The organism is Microbacterium sp. JZ70, from assembly GCF_053903225.1.
Genome location: NZ_CP096405.1, coordinates 2,977,878 through 3,000,184, shown reverse-complemented (window position 1 = coordinate 3,000,184; position 22,307 = coordinate 2,977,878). Strand labels below are relative to the sequence as shown.

At 71.1% G+C, this 22,307-nt stretch carries 17 protein-coding genes; 5 read left to right on the top strand and 12 right to left on the bottom strand.

Annotated elements, in window-relative coordinates; translation table 11 throughout:
- Positions 1 to 2: 2 nt before the first annotated feature.
- The 9 genes from M1D46_RS13825 to M1D46_RS13785 form a co-directional block, all read right to left on the bottom strand.
- Positions 3 to 1,049: a LacI family DNA-binding transcriptional regulator gene (locus M1D46_RS13825; protein ID WP_455970033.1), complete on the bottom strand. Its 1,047-nt coding sequence runs from the start codon at positions 1,047 to 1,049 to the stop codon at positions 3 to 5.
- Between the two features lie 34 nt (positions 1,050 to 1,083).
- Positions 1,084 to 1,989: an N-acetylglucosamine kinase gene (locus tag M1D46_RS13820; protein ID WP_456285839.1), complete on the bottom strand. Its 906-nt coding sequence runs from the start codon at positions 1,987 to 1,989 to the stop codon at positions 1,084 to 1,086.
- A 20-nt stretch (positions 1,990 to 2,009) separates the two neighbouring features.
- Positions 2,010 to 4,868 carry a glycosyl hydrolase gene (locus M1D46_RS13815; RefSeq protein ID WP_456285838.1) on the bottom strand — a complete coding sequence of 953 codons (2,859 nt, stop codon included), beginning with the start codon at positions 4,866 to 4,868 and terminating at the stop codon, positions 2,010 to 2,012.
- A 46-nt stretch (positions 4,869 to 4,914) separates the two neighbouring features.
- Positions 4,915 to 5,856, bottom strand: coding sequence for a glycoside hydrolase family 113 (locus M1D46_RS13810; RefSeq protein WP_456285837.1), 942 nt, complete (start codon positions 5,854 to 5,856; stop codon positions 4,915 to 4,917).
- Complete coding sequence (locus M1D46_RS13805) at positions 5,853 to 8,321, bottom strand: glycoside hydrolase family 2 protein (RefSeq protein WP_456285836.1); 2,469 nt, start codon at positions 8,319 to 8,321, stop codon at positions 5,853 to 5,855. The genes M1D46_RS13810 and M1D46_RS13805 overlap by 4 nt, the downstream gene beginning before the upstream one ends.
- Positions 8,318 to 9,175 (bottom strand): carbohydrate ABC transporter permease, encoded by an 858-nt coding sequence (locus M1D46_RS13800; RefSeq protein WP_282978652.1) that lies wholly within the window; start codon positions 9,173 to 9,175, stop codon positions 8,318 to 8,320. Before M1D46_RS13800 ends, M1D46_RS13805 begins: the two co-directional genes overlap by 4 nt.
- Positions 9,172 to 10,167: a carbohydrate ABC transporter permease gene (locus M1D46_RS13795; protein ID WP_456285835.1), complete on the bottom strand. Its 996-nt coding sequence runs from the start codon at positions 10,165 to 10,167 to the stop codon at positions 9,172 to 9,174. The genes M1D46_RS13800 and M1D46_RS13795 overlap by 4 nt, the downstream gene beginning before the upstream one ends.
- 23 nt (positions 10,168 to 10,190) lie before the next feature.
- A complete protein-coding gene (locus M1D46_RS13790; RefSeq protein ID WP_271172802.1) occupies positions 10,191 to 11,504 on the bottom strand; it encodes an ABC transporter substrate-binding protein in 1,314 nt (437 codons plus the stop codon).
- 211 nt (positions 11,505 to 11,715) lie between these two features.
- On the bottom strand, positions 11,716 to 12,309 hold the full coding sequence (locus M1D46_RS13785; RefSeq protein WP_456285834.1) for a PadR family transcriptional regulator: 594 nt from the start codon (positions 12,307 to 12,309) through the stop codon (positions 11,716 to 11,718).
- Positions 12,310 to 12,450: 141 nt separating this feature from the next.
- Between M1D46_RS13785 and M1D46_RS13780 the strand changes: the two genes are divergently transcribed.
- Positions 12,451 to 13,419 carry a phosphodiesterase gene (locus M1D46_RS13780; RefSeq protein WP_421074359.1) on the top strand — a complete coding sequence of 323 codons (969 nt, stop codon included), beginning with the start codon at positions 12,451 to 12,453 and terminating at the stop codon, positions 13,417 to 13,419.
- Between the two features lie 3 nt (positions 13,420 to 13,422).
- Here M1D46_RS13780 and M1D46_RS13775 read toward each other — a convergent pair whose 3' ends face one another.
- Both M1D46_RS13775 and M1D46_RS13770 read right to left on the bottom strand, forming a co-directional pair.
- Entirely contained in the window at positions 13,423 to 14,955 is a 1,533-nt protein-coding gene (locus tag M1D46_RS13775) for a stealth family protein (RefSeq protein ID WP_456285833.1), read from the bottom strand.
- 205 nt (positions 14,956 to 15,160) lie between these two features.
- The gene (locus M1D46_RS13770) at positions 15,161 to 16,141 is read right to left on the bottom strand and encodes an epimerase (protein ID WP_456285832.1); all 981 of its coding nucleotides are present in this window, start codon (positions 16,139 to 16,141) and stop codon (positions 15,161 to 15,163) included.
- A 246-nt stretch (positions 16,142 to 16,387) separates the two neighbouring features.
- Between M1D46_RS13770 and M1D46_RS13765 the strand changes: the two genes are divergently transcribed.
- The 4 genes from M1D46_RS13765 (at position 16,388) to M1D46_RS13750 (ending at position 21,844) form a co-directional block, all read left to right on the top strand.
- On the top strand, positions 16,388 to 16,843 hold the full coding sequence (locus M1D46_RS13765) for an SRPBCC family protein (protein WP_456285831.1): 456 nt from the start codon (positions 16,388 to 16,390) through the stop codon (positions 16,841 to 16,843).
- 9 nt (positions 16,844 to 16,852) lie between these two features.
- Positions 16,853 to 17,620, top strand: a complete 768-nt coding sequence (locus M1D46_RS13760; RefSeq protein WP_456285830.1) for a hypothetical protein — start codon at positions 16,853 to 16,855, stop codon at positions 17,618 to 17,620.
- A 129-nt stretch (positions 17,621 to 17,749) separates the two neighbouring features.
- Entirely contained in the window at positions 17,750 to 20,524 is a 2,775-nt protein-coding gene (gene secA, locus M1D46_RS13755; RefSeq protein ID WP_456285829.1) for a preprotein translocase subunit SecA, read from the top strand.
- A gap of 90 nt (positions 20,525 to 20,614) precedes the next feature.
- Complete coding sequence (locus M1D46_RS13750; protein WP_271172795.1) at positions 20,615 to 21,844, top strand: pyridoxal phosphate-dependent aminotransferase; 1,230 nt, start codon at positions 20,615 to 20,617, stop codon at positions 21,842 to 21,844.
- Here the strand turns inward: M1D46_RS13750 and M1D46_RS13745 are convergent, their stop codons facing one another.
- Positions 21,845 to 22,285 carry an Rv3235 family protein gene (locus M1D46_RS13745; protein WP_324014298.1) on the bottom strand — a complete coding sequence of 147 codons (441 nt, stop codon included), beginning with the start codon at positions 22,283 to 22,285 and terminating at the stop codon, positions 21,845 to 21,847.
- Positions 22,286 to 22,307: the final 22 nt, after the last annotated feature.

Genomic DNA, 22,307 nt, shown 5'->3' with positions numbered 1-22,307 from the left:
TCCTACGGCGCTTCCCGCGGCGCACGGGCGGTCGATCCGCGCGGGCGCAGGAGGGCGGTGGAGTCGAGGTGCGCGGCCGGGGCGGCGCCGTCGATGAGGTCGAACAGGCGCCGGGCGACGTGCGCCCCGAAGGCGACGACGTCGTGACTGAGCGCCGTGAGCTGCGGGAACGTGTGCTCGCACAGGACCGAGTCGTCCCACGCGATGATCGACAGCTCGTCGGGCACCCGCACGCCCAGCTCCATCGCGACCGTGAGCCCGGCCACCGCCATGACGTCGTTGTCGAAGATGAGGGCGGTGGGGCGGTGCGGCGAGGTGAGCAGCGCGCGCGTCGCCCGTGCGCCGTCCTCGGGGGAGTAGTCGGTGTGGACGAGCGTCGGCTCGAGCCCCGCGCGCGTCATCTCGGCGACGAACGCGTCATCGCGGATGCTCGTGTGGGCGAGCGCGGCGAGGCCCGACACGCGGGCGATCCGCGTGTGACCGTGCTCGCGCAGGTGGCCGACCGCCGACCGCATCGAGGTCGCGTCGTCGGTCCACACGGTCGTGAGCCCGCCCGAGACGGCCGGGTCTCCGACGACGACGGTGGGCAGCGCATTGCGCGCCTTCGAGAGGCCGATGCGGGGGTCGTCGAGCTCGAGGTCGGTGAGGATGATGCCGTCGACGCGGCCGCTGCTGTGCCACTTCGAGAGAGTTGCGTACGCGGCCTCGGGCGTGGGGACGACCTGCAGCAGGAGGCTGTACGAGCGCTCCGCGAGCTCGCTCTCGAGGCCCGCGAAGAACTTCATGTAGAACGCCTCGACGCCGAGGTTGCGGGGATCGCGCGCGAGCACGAGCCCGAACGTCTCGGTGCGCGCCTCCGCGAGCGAGCGGGCGCTGCTGGCCGGGGCCCATCCCATCTCGTCGGCGACCCGCAGCACGCGCGCACGGGTCTCCTCAGAGACGCCCTTGCGGCCGTTGAGCGCGAACGACACGGCCCCGATCGACACCCCCGCGCGCGCCGCGATGTCGCTGATCGTCACCCGCCCCGTGCGCCGTCGTGTCCCCGCCACACGAGAACCCTATGCCACGCCTGCGCGGACCGGCTCAGCGTCGCACGACCGCGACCGAGGCGGCGAGCGGATGGCCGGGGCCCACGCCCGAGAGCAGGGTCGCGCCGTCGAGGCCCGAGCCCCGCGCGGTCACGATGCGCGCATGGGGAGCGCGCCCGGCGAGCGCGGCCGAGAAGGCATCGGCGATCGGAGCCGAGCCGAAGACGCCGCCGATCGGGGCCACGGGCGCGTCCGCGCCCTCGAGCCCCGCTCGGCGGAGACCGGCGACGACACTCAGCGCGAGCTGCTCGCCGGCGCGCCGCGAGATGTCGAGCGCGACCGGATCGCCGTCGGCCGCACGGCGCGCGACCGCGCGCGCGAACGATGCGACCCTGCTCACGCGCGACGGGTCGGACTGGAGCAGGATGTAGGCGGTCTCGAGGTCGCGCCACACGGTGCGCACGTCGTCGCTCAGCAGGGTCGCCGGTCCGCGGCCGTCGTGCGCGCGCATGACTGCGTCGAGTGCCTCCCTGCCGATCCAGTAGCCGCTGCCCGCGTCGCCCATGATGTGCCCCCAGCCGTCGACGCGGCACGAGCTCTCGGGGCCCACGGCGAGCGTGACGACGCCGGTCCCCGCGGCGACGACCGCTCCGTGCACATCGCCGAGGGCCCCGAGGTACGACGTGATGGAGTCGTGGGCGAGCCGCACCTCACGCACGCCGGCATCGGCGAGGAGCGCATGGAGAGCGGCCGCATCGGCGCCGCCGTCGACGAGGCCCGAGGCCCCGACGACGACGGCGTCGACCCCGGTCGCGCCCTCGTCGATCGCTCGCCGCGCGGCCGCGGCGAGCTGCACGGGTAAGGGCTCGTGCGTGCGGAGCCCGGGGGACTCGCGCACGATGCCTCCGGCCACGCGGGCGCGCACGCCGGTCTGGCCGGCGTCGATCGACAGGACGGTCATGACTCTCCTTCCCGCGACGCTCAGCGCGCGCGGATCTCCTCGATCTCGTGATGCCCCTCGTCGAGGTGCAGGTTCACTCCGCGCACGTCGCCGAGCTTCTCGCGGCACGACGCGTCGAGCGTCGTCAGGTCGATGACGACGGCGTCCTCGCCCGTGCGCTCTCCCTCGGCCCATCCCGCGTTCGCGGTCTCGCACCAGGTCCAGTCGGATCCCAGCTGCAGGGCGGCCTTCCCGTCGAAGCCGGTGGACGCTGCGACGTCGACGAGGAGCGCGCTGCGGCCGGCGAGGTCGAGCGAGCCGGTCCAGCTGACCCAGTTCCCGCCGGCTGCGGCGTCGACGATGAGACGTCCGTCGGCCGCCGCAGCCGAGCCCTCGGTCTGCCACGAGGCGATCGCCCAGCCGTCGGCCCCCTCCGCGAACGCGAAGAGCACCTCCTCGCCGGTCGCATCCCGCACCGCGTCGAGCGCGTGAACGGCGGTGGCGAGCTCCGCGCGGTCGACGCGCGCCGACGCCTTCAGGCGGTCGGGACCGTGCGCCGCGATGATGCCGTACTCGACGGCCCAGGCCGCGGCCGCCGCATGTGCGTCGGGCACGTCGTCGAACGCGCGTGGCACGGCGGGCGCCGGCTCCCCGGCCGCACGCCAGAGCGCGACGGCGAGGTCGAGCCGGCGCGCGCCATCCGCGGTGACTCCGGCGTCGGGCGCGTAGGCCTTGAGCACGGTCTCGATGTCGTCGGCGGAGGCCGCGCGGGACGGGTGGAAGCGCCCGTTCGCATCGCCGAGGTCGACGACCTCGTCGTGCAGCCACTGGATCGCGACGTAGGCGGCGTGGTCGCGCGGCACGTCGGCGTAGACCGTCGGCGGGGGCGTGCCCTCGACCGCGCGGAGTTCGTCGACGACGATCGAGCCCTCGACGGCGCCGCCGTCGGCCGCGTTGACGTACACGTTGAACTGCGACACCTTCGCGAGGGCCTCGGGCGTGAGGCGGCGGTCGGCGTTGGCGGTGTCCCAGGGAGCGGGGCGCCAGTCGGCGAAGGGGATGGTGGCGAGGTAGGGGTCGTCGCCGGCGAGGGAGGGGTAGGCCTCGAAGGCGACGCCGTCGGCGACGAGCTGGAGGACGAGCCGGTTGCCGGACGCGTCGGGATCGATCCACGCCTGGAAGTCCCAGAACGACGACCAGTCGCCCGAGAGCTGTCGACCGGTGCCCGTGTAGCTCTGGTTCGCGAACGAGTAGTCGAGCCGCAGGGCCTTCTCCCCGCCGCCGGTAGACGCGGTCTCGAGCGAGATCTCGTTCGCCTGGTACTGCACGTACTCGCTGCGCAGCGCCGTGTCGTCGCCGTATCCCTCGAAGTCGTCCACGACGCCGAGCGGCAGCTCGGGACGCGGCCCGACGACCACGTGCGACGTCGCGGAGAGATCCTCGGCGCCGTCCGTCTTGACGTGCAGGATCAGCGCGCGCGTCGAGTTGTCGAGCTGATCGGCGGGGATGTCCCAGTTGCCCGTCCACCACAGGCCCCCGTCGGTCGGCGGGGCGAGGTCGATCGCGGATCCGTCGTCGAGCTCGATCCAGGCGCGGATCGGTGCCGTGCCCGTGATGGAGGCGCGCAGCGCGACGGGTCCCTCCGCGACACGTGCCCCGTCGGCGGGGCTCGCGATGTGGGCGACCGGCGCGGCGGGTGCGGCGTCCGTCGCTCGGTCGAACGCGCCGGTCACGTCGTCCGCGAACAGCGTGCGCGGGTCGTCGTGGAAGGCGGAGAAGTCAGCGAGCATCTCGCCCTCGACCGGGGTGTAGGGCGCGGTGTCGCCCCCGAAGTTCGCCCAGGTGAGCATGTACGACAGGCGCGACGCGTCGGCGTCGGATCGGATGGCGTCGAGCACGTCGGTGTACCACGTCGGGTTCGCGTTCTCGCCATCGGGCTTCACGCCTCCTGTGATCCCGAATTCGGTGAACGCCGTCACCTTGCCGCGCTCGGCGCCGAGCCGTCCGATCATCCCGAGATCTGCGACGAGGCCGTCGAGGAAGGTCTGCGATGCGGACGGGTCGTAGGTGTCGTAGCCCAGGACGTCGACGAAGTCGTCGCCGGGGTAGGTGCGAAGGTACTGCTCGGCGCTCCCACCGAATCCGCCGCCCGGGGAGAAGGCGTAGAGCAGGTTGTGGACGCCCTTGATGTCGCGCAGGTACTCCACGGTGAAGCGGAACAGCTCTGCGTACTCGCCAGGCGAGCCGAAGGCCGCTCCCCACCAGAACCAGGACCCTGCATTCTCGTGCCAAGGCCTGTAGACGATCGGGATGGCCGCTCCCTCGGCGTCGACGGCGTTCTGAGCCGCGAGGGCGACGAGGTCGAGATGCGCGCGCAACTCGTCATGATGCGTTCCGCCGGGCAGGACGGCGCGCAGCGCGTCGCCCGTCGTGTCGTAGAAGTCGCCGCCCGTGACGACGTTCTCGACGTGCCCGCTGAGCGTGCTGATGCCGCCGAGGTCGTGCGCCTCGCGGATGCTCCTCGCGAGGGTCAGCGCGTTCTCCTCGCGCGTGGCCGATGCGTCGCCCGGCCGCTCCCTGCCCTCGATGATGAGGGTGTCGAACCCGAACACGGCCGGATGGTCGCCGGTCGCCGCGAGGACGTCGGATGCGGTGCCGTCGCGGGTCGTGAACGTCTCGCCGTAGTCGGTCGTGTGCTGATGGCCGAACAGGATGCCCGTGCCGCCGATGTCGCGCAGGTACGCGAACAGGCTGCGGGTCTCATCGGTCGCCTGCGCGTCGACGAGATCGACGCGCGGCGGCGCCTCCTCGGCTGCGGTCGCGGTGCTCGGCAGCAGCAGCGCGGCTGCGGCGAGCGCTGCCACGGGCGCGAGAAGCGCCCGCCATGTTGGATTCCCCATCGAATCTCTCCTCGTATCGGTGATGTGGCGGTTCCCGGTTTGCGGGTCACCCGCGCTCCGCGTACGCGTCGCGCAGCCATCCGCCCGCGGGCTTGGCGTAGGGGCAGTAGTCGTCGTTGCGCGCCGCCTCGTCGGGGGCGTACAGCTGGGCGGGCCAATCCCACAGCATGAAGCCGCGCACCCAGTCGCGCGCATCGCACGCGGCGAACATCGTCCGGTAGTAGCGCAGCTGCTCCTCACCCGAGGGCGCGCCCGCGAGGCTCCAGTCGTTCGGGAGGGCAGCCGACCCCTCGCGCGACGGGCATCCGGCCTCCAGGAACAGGAACGGCTTGCCGTGGGCGGCGACGACGGGCTCGATCCGGTCGAGCTGCGCCTCCCACGCGTCCTCGGGGTAGTAGCCGCTGGAGCTGATGACGTCGACCGCGTCCCACCAGGTGATGCGGTCCTCCTGGTACTTGTCGCAGTTGTAGGTGACGAGACCGCGGTACTCCGCGCGGACATCCGCGATGAGCGCCCGCCACTCGGCCTCGCGCGCGTCGGCGCGCACCATCTCGCAGCCGATGCAGAGCATCTCGCATCCCTCGCGCTCCGCGATGCGCGCGGCGTGCAGGATGAACGCGCGGTACGACGCGAACCACTGCGTCCAGCTCGGCTCGCCCGGCACGTCCCAGTCGAAGAAGCCGATGTGCGCGCGCCAGGTCCCGTCGGCGACGTTCACGACGGGCTTGAGGCAGACCCTGAGCCCGAGCGCCTTCGCCTCGCGGATGGCCCAGACGATCTCGTCGTCGGTCACGGTGGGCTCGTCCTGGAAGCGGATGTCGGTGCTGATCGCCGTGTCCTGCAGGGCGCCGTACGCGAGCGCCGTCCAGGTCACGGAGTGGTCGGCCATCCGCCGCATCGAGTCGGCCGCGGCGGGAGTCGCCCACGTGCCGCGCACGCCGGTCCACCCCCATGTCATGCCGCAGACGTATCCGTCGTCGAGGGTCATCGCGCGACCAGCTCGTTGGCCGTGCGGATGACCCGCTCCGAGAGGAGGGCGGGCAGATCGATCGGCTCCGGATGCCGCACGCGGAAGATGGCCGTCTCGCCGGGCAGCAGGGTGAACAGCCCGTCCTCCGTGACGGCGTCGGGATGCGCCTTGTCGACGAGCAGGGACAGGTCGCGCACGAGGTTCCGCGCGGTGATCTCCACCTCGGTGCCGCCGTCGACAGGGCGCACCTCGAAGTCGAGGACGGCCGGAGCGAGGCGCGAGTCGCGCGGCTCGGCGAAGAACCACAGGCCCCGCACGTCGCCCGTCGACGCGACGACGAGCTCGGCCGCCGCGTCATCCGGTGTCGCGAGTTCCGGGCGAAGGGGGAGCGTCGTCGTTCCGCGCGGCGGGATCCAGAAGGGCTGCGCGTCCTCCGCGATGGCCGTCCCGTCGAAGCCGCGCCGGGTCGTCGTGAGCGTGCCCTCCCACGACTCTCCCGTGTCGTTCGAGAGGACGACCGCGAGCCCGTCGCCGCGCAGCTGGATCGTCGCGATCCGCGGCGCGAAGGCCTGCTTGAGGGCGTGCCACAGCGGCTTCAGCCGCTCGGCGCCGTCGATCGCCGCCCAGCTCGTGACCGGCCAGCAGTCGTTGAGCTGCCAGACGATCGCGCCCATCGTGACCGGGGTCCAGGACCGGAAGTGCTCGAGAGCCGTCCGGACGGCGAGCGCCTGGTTGAGCTGCATCGCCCAGTGCCAGCCCTCCATGTCGCGCGGCATGCGGAAGTGGGGGAGGAGCCCGTTCGTGAGCTTCGTGTTCCCCTCCATCGCCTTCTGGTGGACGATCATCCCCGGTGACTCCGGAGTGAGCGGATCGTCGGACACGGCGTCGCGCAGCGTGGTCCACGTCGCCGGGCCCTGCCATCCGAACTCGGCGACGAAGCGCGGCCGGTGGTCGCGGTAGGTGAGCCAGTCCCGGCGGTTCCACTGCTCCCAGAGGTGCACGGATCCGTGGGCGTCGTCGCTCGGGCCCTCGCCGTTCGGGCTGAACGGGCTGCCGGGAGCGTAGGGGATGTGCGGCGCGAGCTCGGCGACGAGCGACGGGAAGAGCTCGAAGTAGTAGTGCGCACCCCACGTCGCACCGTCGAGGGCCGTCTGCCATCCCCACTCCGCGAAGCCCATGAGGTTCTCGTTGCTGCCGCACAGGAGCACGAGCGAGGGGTGAGCGGACAGCCGCACGATCTGATCGCGCGCCTCGGCCTCGATCTCGCCGCGCAGCGGCTCCTCCTCGGGGTAGGCCGCGCACGCGAGCAGGAAGTCCTGCCAGGTGAGGAGCCCCAGCTCGTCGCACAGGCGGAAGAGGTCGTCCGACTCGTAGATGCCGCCGCCCCAGATGCGGATGAGGTTGACGCCGGCGGCCTGCGCCTGACGGAGCCGACGCTCGTAGCGCGCGGCGTCGACGCGCGTGACGAGCGCGTCGTCGGGGATCCAGTTCACGCCCTTGACGAACACCGGCACGTCGTTGACGTGCAGCGCGAACGGCGTGCCGTCGGCATCGGGGGTCGTGTCCCAGCGCGCCGAGCGGAAGCCGACCCGACGGGTCGCCTCGTCGAGCGGCGCGTCATCGGCCGACAGCGCGAGCCGCACGTCGTACAGCGGCTGCTCCCCGTAGCCGGCAGGCCACCAGAGCGCGGCGCCCGGGACCGCGACCTCGATGTGCGCGGCGTCCATTCCCATGGCGAGCTCCGCCTCGGCCGTGCGGCCGTCGATCTCGACCGCGAGATGCAGTGCGCGATCGGCGTCCGCGCGCTCGACGCGCACATCCGCGCGCAGCGCGCCGCCATCCGGGGTCGGCGCGGCGTCCACGCGCACCTCGGCGATGCGCGCGATGGACCAGGACTCGAGCCGCACGGGCCGCCAGATGCCGCTCGTCGCGGTCGCGATGCCCCAGTCCCAGCCGAAGCTCGCGGCGGATTTCCGGATGGCCTCGTACGGCAGCGGGTACGGGCGCGGTCGGGCGCCGTACTCCATGCTGCGGGCGCCCGCGTACTTCACGGGCGAGGAGAACGCCACGACGAGCACGTTGTCGCCCTCGACGAGCGCGTCCCGCGCGTCGACGCGGTAGGTGCGGTGCTGGTTCGCGGACTCGAGCACGACGCGCCCGTTCAGGGTCACCGTCGCGACCGTGTCGAGACCGTCGAACACGAGATCGTGCCGCTCATGGCCATCCGCCGACCACGTGAACGTCGTCTCGTACGTCCAGTCGGTCAGCCCGATCCACCGCTGGGCGGCCTCGTTGTCGTCGAGATACGGGTCGTCGATGAGGCCGGCCGCGAGCAGATCGGTGTGGATGCACCCGGGCACCGTCGCGGGGATGGTCGCGCCCGCGACCGACTCCGGGACCGGGCCGGCCACGGCGCGCGCGCTCCAGCCTTCGTGCAGGTCGCGGCGGATGACGGCACGGGTGAGGGCGAGGATGTCGGTCACTTGACGGCTCCTGAGGTGAGGCCCCGGTAGATCCACTTCTGCAGGAACAGGAAGGCGACCAGGGTCGGGATGATGACGAGGATCGAGCCGGCGGCGATGAGCTCCCACTGCGCGCCGAACGGCCCCTTGAAGCGGAACAGCGACGTCGAGATGAGCCCCTCGGACGGCAGGTAGAGGAACGGCATGTAGAACTCGTTGTAGACCGCGATGCCCTTGATGATGACGACGGTCGCGATCGCGGGGCGCAGCAACGGCAGGATGACGCGCCAGTAGATCGTCCACCGGCTCGCGCCGTCGATCATGGCCGCCTCGTCGAGGGAGACGGGGATCGACGACATGAACTGGATGAACAGGTAGATGGCGATGATGTCGGTGCCCATGAAGAGCAGGATCAGCGCGATCTTGGTGTCGTAGAGGCCCATGCCGTTGATGAGCTGGAAGGTCGCCACCTGCGTCGTCACGCCGGGGATGAGCGTCGCGACGAGGAAGAGCCCGAAGATGAGCTTCTTCCCGCGGAAGGCGAAGCGATCGAGCGCGTACGCGCACATCGTGCCGAGGATGATGGTGCCCACGAGCGAGACGCCGAGGACGATGAGGGTGTTGACGAACCCCTCGAGCATCCGGCCGCTCTCGAACGCCGTCGCGAAGTTCTCGAGGTTGAGCCAGTTGGCCGGAGGGTCGAACGGACCGGTCTGCAGGTACTCCTGCTCGGTCTTGAGCGCGGCGATGAGCACGACCGACAGCGGGAGCAGCGTGAGGACCGCGCCGATGATCAGGCTGACGTACTTGGCCGTCGTGGCGCTCATGCTGCGCAGCCGCATGAGCGGGGTGCGCGCGGATGCGATCGCGGTCATGTCAGGTCCACCTTCTCGTCGGGGAACACCAGGCGCTGGATCCACGTCACCAGCAGGACGATCGCGAGCAGCACGACCGCCATGGCGGACGCGAGCCCGACGTTGCGGAAGCTGAACGCGGTCGAGAGGGTCTCGATCACGAACGTGCTCGATCCGTTGGCGCCGCCGGTCATGACGAACGGCACCTCGAAGACGCTCAGGCTGCCGGAGATGGCGAGGATGAACGAGAGGCCGATGATGCGGCGGATGCCGGGGAAGATGATCGCCCAGAACTGCTGCCAGCGGCTCGCCCCGTCGAGCTCGGCGGCCTCGTACAGGTCGCCCGGGATCGACTGGATCGCGCCGAGGAACAGGACGAAGTTCAGGCCGGTGTACCGCCACACCGACGTCGCGGCGAGCGAGTAGCTCACGACCTCCGGGTCGCCGAGCCACTGCGGAGGCTCTGCCACGCCGAACCAGGAGAGCACCGTGTCGAGCGTGCCGCCCGGCTGGAAGAGGTACAGGAAGACGAAGCCGATCGCGACGCCGTTGATGAGGTACGGGAAGAACAGGACGCCGCGGAAGAAGTTCGAGAACCTCGTCGAGAAGCTCAGGAGAGTGGCGAAGTAGAGCGCGATCGCCATCTGCGCGAAGGACGCGGCGAAGTAGTAGAGGCTCACGCCGAACACGCTGAAGATGCGCGGGTTCGTGAAGACCTCGATGTAGTTCTCGAGCCCGACGAAGTTCTTCTCGAGGTCGAGGCCGTCCCAGTCCGTGACGCTGTAGTACAGCAGGTTGAGGGCGGGCCAGTAGCTGAAGAGGAGCAGCAGGCCCACCGCTCCCGAGAGGAAGAACCAGGGGGTCAGTCGCTGCAGAGCGGTCCGGCTCGTCGGCGCCCCGCGCCCGGGGGCGCCGGGGTCGCGGCGCGAGCCGCGCCCCCGGCGCTCGGGCGAGGGCACGATGACGGCGGCGCGCGTGGCGGCGGATGCGCCGGCGGGAGCCGAGGTCGTCATGGTGTCTCCGTCTCGTGGTCGGCTTACTCGCCGACCCGGGCCTGGGCGTCGCTCCAGGTCGAGTTCAGCTCGGCGAAGGAGGTCTCCTTGTCGCCGTCGGCGGCGCCGCGGGCGATGTCGACGAGCTTCTGCCGGTACAGCGGGCCCCACAGGTCGATCTGCGCGGTGTCCGCGATCTCGCGGAGGAGGTTCTCCTTGCCCTCGGGCGCGGGGTTCGTCTCGAGGAGCTCGACGCCGGCGGACTCGAGCTCGGCGAGGTAGTCGGGCGCGGGCTTGTCGATGACGGTCGAGATCATGTTCTGCGTCTCGGTGAAGCCCGAGTCCTCGATGAGCCACTGGATGAAGGCCCACGCCGCGGCCTTGTGCTCGGAGTGGCGGCTCACGCCGAGGTTGTAGTCGCCGCCGATCGTGGCGTACTGCTGGCCGTCGACGTTCGCGGGGAAGGCCATGAAGCCGACGTCCTCGGGGGAGGCGCCGTTCTCCTCGGCCGCGGCCTGCATCTGCGACACGGCCCAGGAGCCGAGCGCCATCGTGGCGATCCGGCCCGTCGCGAAGTCGACCTTCGACTTCTCCCAGTTCGTCGTGAGGGGGTCGTCCTCGGTGAGACCCGCCGCCACGGTCTCGTAGAGAAGCGAGTCGATCGCGTAGACGTCGGTGCCCTCGGTCCACGGCTCGGGGTCCTCGGCGAGCGTGATGCCCGCGTCGGGGTCGTTCGTGATCGCGCCGAGGTTGCTGAAGGCCTGCGACAGCGGCCATCCGTCCTTGTAGTTCGTGTAGTACGGGATGGCGTCGGTGTTCTCGTCGACGAGGCGGAGCGCCTCGAGCCACTCGTCCTCGGTCGTCGGCAGCGTCTCGACGCCCGCCTCCTCGAACACCCGCTTGTTGTAGAGGATGCCGTTGGCGTTGCCGCCGATCGCGAGGCCGTACTGCGTGCCCTCGTAGGTGTGCGTCGTGAGGAAGCGGTACGTGTCGGCGAGCTCCTCGGTCTCGCCGAGCGGCTCGAGGAACTGCTCGTACTGGCTCGGCAGCATCGAGGGGATGCCGATGACGTCGCCGTAGTTCGTCGTGCTGAGGCGCGTCTTCATCTCGCCCTCGTAGTCGGTGATGCCCTCGAACGTCACGGTCACGTCGGGGTGGAGCTTCTGGAACTCCTCCGCGTACTTCTCGAACGTGCCGTCCTCGACGAGGTCGGTGCGCCAGGTGACGACCTTGATCTCGCCCGAGGGCTCGCCGTCGATGGTGTTGTCGGCGTCGTTCGCCGCGCCGCCGCCGCACGCGGTCAGCAGCAGCGCACCGCCGGCGAGCATCGCGGCGCCTGCCCATGCCTTCTTTGCCATGTTCCTTCTCCTCGTGATCGAGGCACTCATCGGGAGCACGCGCCTTCGCGCTCTCCGGGTGCTGATGAGCGAGCGTACGGGAGAATCGGCGCAATGTAAAGCGCTTTAGTTGTGGCAGGTGTTCGGGGCGCGCGGGAGGGGTCGATTCGCGGGCCGGTTCGCGGGGCCGGCTCGTGTCGCGGTTGCCGCGAAACGCGGCGGCAGCCGCGCGTCAGACGGCGGCGACGGGGCGCGCGGGGCGGCCGCGCTTCGGGCGCTCGGTCGAGAGGTCGAGCGCGAGCGCGTGGTCGGGATGCGCGGCGAGACGCTCCTCGGCGTGCGCGAGCCAGCGGGCATCCGCCTCCGCGGAGAAGAGGAGCGCGTCGGAGATCAGCGACCACGCGACCCGCTCGGGCCCCTCCTGCTCCGAACCGGGGTACACGGCGGCGCGCAGACCCTCGATCCGGGCGTCGACGGCCTCGCGCTCGGCGCGGAGCACGGCGCACGCGTCGACGCCCGGGAGGGTCGCGGCGAGGGCGAGCTTGACCGCGAGCGCGTCGCGATCGGATGGATCCACGGGCGTCTCGAGCCACAGGTGCGCCGCCTCGCGGCCGGCGGGCGTGATGCTCCAGTAGACGTGCCCCTGCGCGTCGGGCTCGCCGCGCTCGACGAGCCCGTCGCGCTCGAGGCGCTCGAGCGTGTTGTAGATCTGCCCGACGTTGAGGGTGCGCGTTCCCCCCGTGCGGCGGGCGAACTCGGTGCGCAGCTGGTATCCGTAGCAGGGGCCCTGATCCAGGATCGCCAGCAGTCCGTGTCGCACCGACATCCGCACCTCCGGTCCGCGCGGCGAAAAGGGATGCCGCGTATGCAGATACGAGCGTACCGATCGGATGGCGGATCGCAGAGATTCCCGGACATCGCCTTGTGTCGCGCTGAGAGTGCGAGGCGCCTCGCTACCATCGCGAACATGGCCGGACCGTCGATGACGCCACGGAGATCCGAGTACGCGCGCCCGAGTCACGTGCTCGTCCATCTGAGCGACACGCATCTGAGAGCCGAGGGCGGCGTCTTCGGGATCGACGCCGCCGAGCACGTGAGCCGCATGCTCGCGGAGATCGAGCAGTCCGGGGCGCGCCCCGACGCGCTGGTCTTCACCGGCGACCTCGCCGATCTCGGCGAGCGCGACGCCTACCGGCAGCTCCGCGACGCCGTCGCGCCCGCTGCGGAGCGCCTCGGGGCGCGCGTGATCTGGGTCATGGGCAACCACGACGCCCGCGACCCGTTCCGACGCGAGCTCCTCGGCGAGGCGGGCGACGCGCCGGTCGACGCGGTCCACGACCTCGACGGGCTTCGCGTCATCGTGCTCGACACGTCGGTGCCTGGAGCGCACCACGGCGAGGTGTCGGCGGAGCAGCTCGAGTGGCTGTCGCTCGAGCTCGCCCTGCCCGCGCCGCGCGGGACCATCCTCGCGATGCACCACCCGCCCATCCCGTGCGTCCTCGATCTCGCGACGCTCGTCGAGCTGCGCGATCAGCAGGCGCTCGCCGAGGTGCTGCGGGGGAGCGACGTCCGGGCCATCCTCGCGGGCCACGTGCACTTCTCGTCGACGGCGACATTCGCCGGGATCCCGGTGTCGGTCGCGTCGTCGTCCTGCTACACGCAGGACCTGCGCATCGCCGACGGCGGCATGCAGCCGCGCGACGGCGCGCAGTCGTACAACCTCGTGCACGTCTACGACGAGACGATCGTCCACTCTGTGGTGCCGTTCTCGGACGCGCCGCCCGCCGAGATCACCTCGGCCGAGGAGACCGCGCGCCGGCTCGAGCGCGCGGGCGTGGTCATCCCGCCCGCGAGCCCGTCCCGCACGGTCGCATCCGACGCGCCGGTCGCCGAGCAGGTCGCGCCGCCGACGGAGCCGCTGCCGCTCGTGGGGTGACGGTCAGTCGCTCTCCCACGGCGCCTTGACGGGGAAGTAGGCCTCGAGCGTCTCCCGGACGACCCGTGCGCGCAGCTCCTCCGGGAGCTCGGGCTCGCTGCCGTCGTTGAGGCAGAACATGTCGACGTCCCGCCCGGCCAGCAGTCGCCCCATCCGCGCGGGCGCATCGCGCTGCGTCGTCTGGATGTACGCCGTCCGCGGCTCGGTCGTCGCGAGAGCTCGGCCGGTGAACGTCGCGTAGTAGTGGTAGAGCGAGTTCGTGACCGAGATGTCGGTCGCGCTGCGGAAGCGGGCCGCCGCCGTCCGCGCGAACTCCTCGGGGAACGCGCGCTCCAGCTCGAACATCACCTCGCGGCTGTGCGGCGTGGCGCAGTGCTGCAGATCGCGAAGGATGACCCGTCCGAAGCGCTCGCGCAGGAGGTCGCGGTTGACGCGCGCCGCGTTGTCGTGGCCGGACCGGCTCGGTCGCGAGGGGCCGACGCCGATGCGCACGCCGCATTCGACGTACTTCGTGAGCCCGCCCGCGGTGAAGAACATCTCGGGGGAGACCGGACGGCCGAAGAACATGTCGTCGTTCGAGTACAGGAAGTGCTCGGCGATGCCCGGGATGCGGTGCAGCTGCGCCTCGACGGCGTGCGAGTTGTGGGTCGGGAGGACCGTCGGGTCGGCGAAGAACTCCTCGCTGCGGACGATCGTCACCCGCGGGTGCTCGGCGAGCCAGCGCGGCGCGGGGCTGTCGGTCGCGATGAAGATGCGGCGGACCCACGGGGCGAACATGTGCACGCTGCGCAGGGCGTAGCGCAGCTCGTCGACGTGGCGGTAGCGCGCGGCGTGCGCGTCGCCCTCCCCGACGACGTAGGCGTTCATGCGCTTGGCGCGCTCGCGCTGGAAGTCGTTGGACGAGCCGTCGACCCACGAGAAGACCATGTCGATGTCGAAGGTCACCTCATGCGGGCCCGCGTCGAACATCCCCTCGAGCGTGCGCCACTCGCGTCCATGCCGGCGGATGGTCGTCAGAGCGAGGTCGTCCGCCGCGATCACATGGCGGGTCAGCGCGTTCCGTCGCGGGGCGCGCACGATGGCGCCCTCGCGACGCCAGAACTCGACGCGCACGCCGCAGTCGGCGCCGTAGCTCAGCGTGCCCGACGGCACGATGCGCGGGCGGAAGAGCACCGCGACGTCCTTCGCGAACGCGGACTCGACCCCCGAGGAGAGCGGCACGGGAACGCGTCGGGCCGAGCGCGCCGCCGCCCACGGACCCTCGTCGGCGGCCAGCGCGGCGAGCGCGGCGGGCTTGTCCTCGACGTCGAGCGCGAGGGCGGGGCGCCCACTCGTCCGGCGCAGGAGGAGCGGCTGCAGGCCCGCGCGCTCGAGGAGATCGGCGAGCGCGAGGAGATCGGCTGTCTGGGCCTCGTCCGGTGTGGACTCCTCGACGAGATGCAGGATCCCGTCATGAAGGCGCGTGGCGGCATGGTCGGGAGCGACCTCGCGCGGGGAGTGTGCGGTGCGACCGGAAGGGGTGCCCAGAAGCGTCATCAATCACCTCGAATCTACTTACGGCGGACGCCGTCAGGACGGGGAACATGGAGCCGATCCGACGGAGGCGGGGATTCCCGGACGACGTCTCGTGAACAGCTCCTGACTGAATGATAGACAGCGCGTGACGCTGCGGATGCACCCTCGACAAGCGGAGCGCCATGCGGTAAGGGATCCGGTCGCCGATTCGCGGCATCCTCGCAGGTCAGCGGCGCGGCGCGACGTCCTGCAGCGCCTCGAGGAGGGCGGGGTGCGAGAAGCGGAAGCCGGCGGCGAGGAGCCGCTCGGGAACGACCCACCTGCTCTTCAGCACGAGCTCGGGCTCGGTGCGGATGACCCACATCGCGGGCTCGAGCATGAAGCGCCACGCGGGCAGGCCGAAGCGCGCGCCGACGATGCGGCGCAGGGTCCGCATGAGCGTGCGATTGTCGCTCGGGTTCGGAGACGCGACGTTGACGACGCCGTCGATGTCGTCGTGCGTCTCGAGGAAGCGGATGGCCGCGATCACGTCGTCGATGTGCACCCAGCTGAACCGCTGGCGGCCGCCCGTGCGGTGCCGCGGGGCGCGTCCGTCGCCGCTCGGGGCGGAGCCGATCCCGCGGTAGCGGCGATGGGGGAACCACCATCCGTCGATCTGCGGGCCGCCGATGCCGAGGCGGGCGAGGAGGAAGAGCAGCCGGGTCGCCGGCCCGTCGCCGAGGACGATGGCCATCCGCAGCGCGACGCGGCGCGTGGCCGGGAGGTCGCCCGCGAAGAGCTCGCGCTCCCACTCCCGCGCGACGTCGACCGAGAAGCCCGTGCCGAGCTCGCCCGTGCTCTCGGTCTGAGGGCGGTCCGTCGCGTGCCGGTAGATGGTCGCCGTGCTCGCGTTCATCCACACGCGCGGAGGCCGCGCTGAGGCGGCGATCGCCTCGCGGAGCGCGCGGGTCGTGTCGACGCGGGACCGCAGGATCTCGTCGCGATGGGGGTCGGTGTACCGGCAGTTGACGGACTTCCCGGCGAGGTTCACGACGAGATCCGCGCCATCGATCGCCGCGGCGATCGACGCGGGGTCGTCCCACCGGGCGGGTCCGCCGCGGCCGATCGTGCGAACCGTGCGCCCCTCCGCCTCGAGCGCGCGGACGAGCGCGCGTCCGACGAAGCCGCTCGCTCCCGCGACGACCGCGATCCGCTCGGTGTCGGCCATCCGCATCCCCCTCCCGCGGCGCGAGCCGCTCGGGGCCATCCTCTCAAGGAGCCGCGCATCGTCTCTCGACGTCGAGACATCGGTGCGGCGCCGGCGCGAGTGTGCGCGTCGGCGCCGAAGTCGCGGCGCGCGCGCGAGTGTGCCAGTCCGCGCCGACGACGGCGGCAGGGGCGCGGCGTTCGGCGCGGAGTCGACACCTGGCGCGGGCTGCGCCGTCTCGAGCAGGCGCCGTGCGAGCATCGCGATATGAGCAGCCGCTTCACGATCGTGACGGACACCGCCTTCCCGCCGGAGCGCCTGTTCGCGGTGTCGCTCGACGTCGATGCGCACGTCGCGTCCATGGCCGCGTCCCGCGAGCGCGCGATCGGGGGCGTCACGGCGGGCTCGATCGGCCTCGGGGAGACGGTCACCTGGCGCGCCTGGCACTTCGGCGTCCCGTGGACGATGACCTCGGTGATCACCGAGCTGGAGGAGGGGGTGCGCTTCGTCGATGAGCAGATGCGCGGACCGTTCCGGCTGTTCCGCCACGTTCACGTGTTCGAGCCGCACGGCACCGGGTCGCGCATGATCGATGAGATCGAGCTCGCCGCGCCGGTGCTCGGCGCGATCGCGGAGCGGCTCGTCCTCGTTCCGTATCTGCGCCGCCTCATCCGCCGCCGAAACGGGCACCTCCTCCGACAGCTGAGCGCGTCGGGCGGATAGGGTCTGGCCGTGGGGGATGCGCGCGACGAGCTCGACGAGCTGCGGAGACGCGCGTACGGCCGGAACGGCAGACTCGACGCACGGGAGCTCGCCCGCCTGCACGAGCTCGAGGAGCTTGGACGCGGGCGGGCCGACGGGGACGGCCGCGTCGAGGGAGCGGCTGCGGATGTCCCGAGCGCGCCCGCGGATGTCCCCGACGCCGTGCGCGAGGCCAGCGCCGACGAGCGGACGCCCCGACGCCGCAGAGGACGGAGCGGCGCGATGCTCGGCCTCGCCGGCGTCTCGCTGACGGTCGGCGTCGTCGCGGGCATCGGCATCGCCGCGCTCGCGCAGGAGCGGCCATCGGCCATCCTCCGCCCCGCGGCGACGCCGCCGGCGTACGAGCTGCCGCTCGAGACCTGGGGACTCGAGGGCGCGGACGCGGTCCCGTACGACACCATCGGGACGGTGCGGGTCTGGGCCGTGTCGTCTTCGGATGGCGCGACAATCGGGGCGGGGGACGGCTCGGCGAGGTGCATCGTGACCCGCAGCGAGGTCGCCGGTGCGACGGACGCGCAGGTCCTGGCCTGCGCGCGCGACGGCGCCTTTCCCGCGACCGCCGACCTCGTGGTGCTCGCCGACGATGCCGCTCAGCGCGGCTGGGGGCTCGCGGCCGACGAGCTCGGGCTTCCCGTTGGCACGGCCGTGCGTCTCGTGCTGCGGAACGACGTGGTCGAGGTCTGGACGCGGACACCAGCGTCCGACGGCGAGACCGCGCCGGACGGGCGGATGGGGTGAGCGCGCCGACTGAGAGTCTGCTGGCCGGTCATTGTCACGGCCGGATAACATGGGCGAGTATGCCCGTCGCCGTTCGACGGCGACCTGGCCCATCCGCCCGGGATGAGGCACCCGATCGAGGAGTGATACGTGGCAAATCCGTTCGAGAAGCTGCTCCGTGCCGGCGAAGGACGCGTCCGACGGCAGCTGCAGCGGGTGGTCACCGCCGTGAACGCCCTCGAGGAGGACTACGCGAAGCTGACCGACGAGGAGCTGCGCAGCGAGACCGCTGAGCTCCGCGCGCGCCACGAGAAGGGCGAGACGCTCGACCAGCTCATGCCCGAGGCGTTCGCGGCGGTCCGCGAGGCCGCCAAGCGCACGCTCGGGATGCGCGCGTACGACGTGCAGCTCATGGGCGGGGCCGCGCTCCACCTGGGCAACATCGCCGAGATGAAGACCGGTGAGGGCAAGACGCTCGTCGCCACGTTCCCCTCGTACCTCAACGCGATCGCCGGCAAGGGCGTCCACGTCGTCACCGTCAACGACTACCTCGCGTCGTATCAGGCCGAGCTCATGGGCCGCGTGTACCGCGCCCTGGGCATGACCACCGGCATCATCGTGTCGGGCCAGACGCCCGCCGTGCGCCGGGAGCAGTACGCGGCCGACATCACCTACGGCACGAACAACGAGTTCGGCTTCGACTACCTGCGCGACAACATGGCGTGGCGCAAGGAGGATCTCGTCCAGCGCGGCCACTTCTTCGCGGTGGTCGACGAGGTCGACTCGATCCTCATCGACGAGGCCCGCACGCCGCTCATCATCTCGGGCCCGTCGTCGGGCGAGGCCAACCGCTGGTTCGCCGAGTTCGCCAAGATCGCGCGCACCCTCGAGGAGGGCGTCGACTACGAGGTCGACATTAAGAAGCGCACGGTCGGCGTTCTCGAGACGGGCATCGAGAAGGTCGAGGACTACCTCGGCATCGACAACCTGTACGAGTCGGCGAACACCCCGCTCATCTCGTTCCTCAACAACTCGATCAAGGCCAAGGCCCTCTTCAAGCGCGACACCGACTACGTCGTCATGAACGACGAGGTCATGATCGTCGACGAGCACACCGGCCGCATCCTCGTGGGCCGCCGCTACAACGAGGGCATGCACCAGGCGATCGAGGCGAAGGAGGGCGTCCCGGTCAAGGCCGAGAACCAGACGCTCGCCACCGTCACGCTGCAGAACTACTTCCGCCTCTACGACAAGCTCGCGGGCATGACGGGCACGGCCGAGACCGAGGCCGCCGAGTTCATGTCGACGTACCAGCTCGGGGTCATCCCGATCCCGACCAACCGGCCCATGGTCCGCAAGGACCAGACCGACCTCGTCTACAAGAACGAGCAGGGCAAGTTCGCGCAGGTCGTCGAGGACATCGCGGAGCGCCACGCGAACGGTCAGCCGGTGCTCGTCGGCACCGTCAGCGTCGAGAAGAGCGAGTACCTGTCGCGCCTGCTGTCGAAGAAGGGCATCCGGCACGAGGTCCTCAACGCGAAGAACCACGCACGCGAGGCCGAGGTCGTCGCGCGCGCTGGTCAGCTCGGCGCCGTCACGGTCGCGACCAACATGGCGGGTCGAGGCACCGACATCATGCTCGGCGGCAACGCGGAGTTCATCGCCGTCCAGGAGATGAAGGCCAAGGGCCTCTCTCCCGAGGAGACGCCGGAGGAGTACGAGGCCGAGTGGCCCGCCGTCTTCGACGCCGTCAAGGAGCGCGTCGAGGAGGAGGCGGCCAAGGTGCGCGAGGCCGGCGGTCTCTACGTGCTCGGCACCGAGCGCCACGAGTCGCGTCGCATCGACAACCAGCTCCGAGGACGCGCCGGCCGTCAGGGCGACCCCGGTGAGAGCCGCTTCTATCTGAGCCTCACCGACGACCTCATGCGCCGCTTCCAGTCGGGCCCGGCAGACGCGCTCCTGTCGCGCACCGACTTCCCGGACGACGTCGCGATCGAGTCGAAGCTCGTCTCGCGCCTCATCAAGAACGCGCAGGCCGCGGTCGAGTCGCGCAACGCCGAGGCCCGCAAGAACGTCCTGAAGTACGACGACGTCCTCAACCGCCAGCGTGAGGCGATCTACGCCGACCGCCGGACCATCCTGCACGGCGACGACATCAAGGACCGCGTCGAGCACTTCATCGAGGACGCCATCACGGCGATCGTCGACGACCACACGTCGGGCGGTCACAACGAGAGCTGGGACTTCGACGCGCTCTGGACCGAGCTCAAGACGCTGTACCCGGTCGGCGTGACGATCGACGAGGTCGTGGCCGAGGCCGGGGCGCGCAAGGGCGGCATCACCGCCGAGGCGCTCAAGCGCGAGCTGCTCAGCGACGCGAAGATCGCGTACGCGAAGCGCGAGGAGCAGCTGGGCGAGAAGGCCGTGCGCGAGCTCGAGCGCCGCGTCGTGCTCCAGGTGCTCGACCGCCGCTGGCGCGACCACCTCTACGAGATGGACTACCTCAAGGACGGCATCGGCCTGCGGGCCATGGCGCAGCGCGACCCGCTCATCGAGTACCAGCGCGAGGGGTACTCGATGTTCCAGGCGATGATGGGGCAGATCAAGGAGGAGGCCGTCGGCTACCTCTTCAACCTCGAGGTCGAGGTGCGCAAGGTCGGCGAGGACGACCAGGCCGCGCCGCAGGTGGAGGCCAAGGGTCTCGCCGAAGCGCCGGCCGAGCAGCGTCTCGAGTACTCGGCGCCCAGCGAGGACGGCGACGTCGAGGTGCGCAACGAGCGCGGCCAGGTGCAGAAGTCGCAGACCGACCGCGCTCGTCAGAAGGACGCGCCGCGCGGCGCGTTCGGCCAGCGGACCGACGACGACGGCGCCGCGGCGCCCGTGCCGCAGAACCGCGAGCAGCGCAGGGCCGCGAAGAAGAAGTAGCGCGCGACGCGACGAGGGCGGGCCACCGGATCTCCGGTGGCCCGCCCTCGTCGCACCGAGCCACGCCCCGCGCGGGCATATCCTGATGCGATGAACTCCCTCCGTCCCCTCGGCCAGTCCGCGAAGCTCCAGAACGTCCTCTACGAGATCCGCGGGGCAGCACTGGCAGAGGCGACGCGGCTCGAGGCGGACGGGCACTCGATCCTGAAGCTCAACACGGGCAACCCCGCCATCTTCGGCTTCGAGGCGCCGTACCAGATCGTGCGCGACATGATCGAGGCCGTCCCGTATGCGCACGGCTACAGCGACAGCCGCGGCATCCTGCCCGCGCGTCGCGCGATCGTCAGCCGCTACGAGGAGACCCCCGGCTTCCCGCACGTGGATCCGGACGACGTCTACCTCGGCAACGGCGTGTCCGAGCTCATCACGATGACGATGCAGGCGCTCCTCGACGAGGGCGACGAGGTGCTCATCCCCGCGCCCGACTACCCGCTGTGGACCGCGATGACGAGCCTGTCCGGCGGAACCCCCGTGCACTACCTGTGCGATGAGGAGAACGGCTGGCAGCCCGACCTCGAGGACATCCGCTCGAAGGTGACCTCGAAGACCAAGGCGATCGTCGTCATCAACCCGAACAACCCCACGGGAGCCGTGTACAGCCGCGAGCTGCTCGAGGGGATCGCGCAGATCGCGCGCGAGCACTCGCTGCTGATCCTGTCGGACGAGATCTACGACCGCATCCTCTTCGACGGTGCCGTGCACATCCCGACCGCCACGGTCGCCCCCGACCTCCTCGTCCTCACGTTCAACGGCCTCTCCAAGACCTACCGCGTCGCCGGGTACCGATCCGGATGGATGGTCATCACGGGTCCCAAGAAGCACGCGAAGGGATTCCTCGAGGGCATCCAGCTCCTCGCGTCGACGCGACTGTGCGCGAACGTGCCGGCACAGCACGCCGTGCTCGCCGCGCTCACCGGCGTGCAGTCCATCGACGCCCTCATCGCTCCGACCGGGCGCCTCCACGAGCAGCGCGACGTCGCCTGGGAGAAGCTCTCGACCATCCCGGGCGTCTCGTGCGTCCGCCCGGATGGTGCGCTCTACGCGTTCCCGCGGCTCGACCCCGAGGTGCACGAGATCCGCGACGACAAGCAGCTCGTGTACGACCTGCTCGTGTCGGAGCACATCCTGCTCGTCGAGGGCACGGGGTTCAACTGGCCGACGCCGGATCACCTGCGTGTCGTGACCCTGCCCGAGGCGCGTGTGCTCAGCGAGGCGATCGAGCGGCTCGGGAACTTCCTGTCGTCCTACCGGCAGCGGTAGTCAGAGGATCCGGATGTCGGTGGCGCGCCACCGGCGGTCGAGACCCTCGAGGCGCATCGCGAGCGCGCGGGTGCGGTCGGGCATCGCCACGATGACGACGACCTCCACCACGCCGTCGGCCGGCGCCATCTGACGCATGGTGCGCACCGTGAAGACGGGACGCTGCGCCGGCAGCCGACGTGCGCTGCGCGCCCGGCGCGACAGGTTCGCGCGCTGGACGAGCTTGAGGTACGTCTCCTCGGCGAGCCAGCGCGCGAGCTGATCGACCTCGCGGGTGCCGGCGAGAGCCTCGAGGATGCCGCGGGTGAGGGCCGCGACGAGCGGCGCGGGATCGGGGAGCTCGGCGGAGGACGTGCGCTGCGGGGCGAAGAGCTCCTCGACGTCCTCCTCGGTGCGGTGGGACCGTCTGCGAGAGGTCGCACCCGCGGCGTTCGGCGGCATGACAGCCTCATTCCGGTCGGGG

Excerpts from the sequence above, each read along its gene's own strand:
- M1D46_RS13780 (WP_421074359.1), top strand. The coding sequence starts at position 12,451 with ATGGCCGGACCGTCGATGACGCCACGGAGATCCGAGTACGCGCGCCCG.
- M1D46_RS13745 (WP_324014298.1), bottom strand. The coding sequence starts at position 22,285 with ATGCCGCCGAACGCCGCGGGTGCGACCTCTCGCAGACGGTCCCACCGC.
- M1D46_RS13785 (WP_456285834.1), bottom strand. The coding sequence starts at position 12,309 with ATGTCGGTGCGACACGGACTGCTGGCGATCCTGGATCAGGGCCCCTGC.
- M1D46_RS13795 (WP_456285835.1), bottom strand. The coding sequence starts at position 10,167 with ATGACGACCTCGGCTCCCGCCGGCGCATCCGCCGCCACGCGCGCCGCC.
- M1D46_RS13750 (WP_271172795.1), top strand. The coding sequence starts at position 20,615 with ATGAACTCCCTCCGTCCCCTCGGCCAGTCCGCGAAGCTCCAGAACGTC.
- M1D46_RS13765 (WP_456285831.1), top strand. The coding sequence starts at position 16,388 with ATGAGCAGCCGCTTCACGATCGTGACGGACACCGCCTTCCCGCCGGAG.
- M1D46_RS13770 (WP_456285832.1), bottom strand. The coding sequence starts at position 16,141 with ATGGCCGACACCGAGCGGATCGCGGTCGTCGCGGGAGCGAGCGGCTTC.
- M1D46_RS13810 (WP_456285837.1), bottom strand. The coding sequence starts at position 5,856 with ATGACCCTCGACGACGGATACGTCTGCGGCATGACATGGGGGTGGACC.
- M1D46_RS13790 (WP_271172802.1), bottom strand. The coding sequence starts at position 11,504 with ATGGCAAAGAAGGCATGGGCAGGCGCCGCGATGCTCGCCGGCGGTGCG.
- M1D46_RS13800 (WP_282978652.1), bottom strand. The coding sequence starts at position 9,175 with ATGACCGCGATCGCATCCGCGCGCACCCCGCTCATGCGGCTGCGCAGC.
- M1D46_RS13820 (WP_456285839.1), bottom strand. The coding sequence starts at position 1,989 with ATGACCGTCCTGTCGATCGACGCCGGCCAGACCGGCGTGCGCGCCCGC.
- M1D46_RS13775 (WP_456285833.1), bottom strand. The coding sequence starts at position 14,955 with ATGACGCTTCTGGGCACCCCTTCCGGTCGCACCGCACACTCCCCGCGC.
- M1D46_RS13815 (WP_456285838.1), bottom strand. The coding sequence starts at position 4,868 with ATGGGGAATCCAACATGGCGGGCGCTTCTCGCGCCCGTGGCAGCGCTC.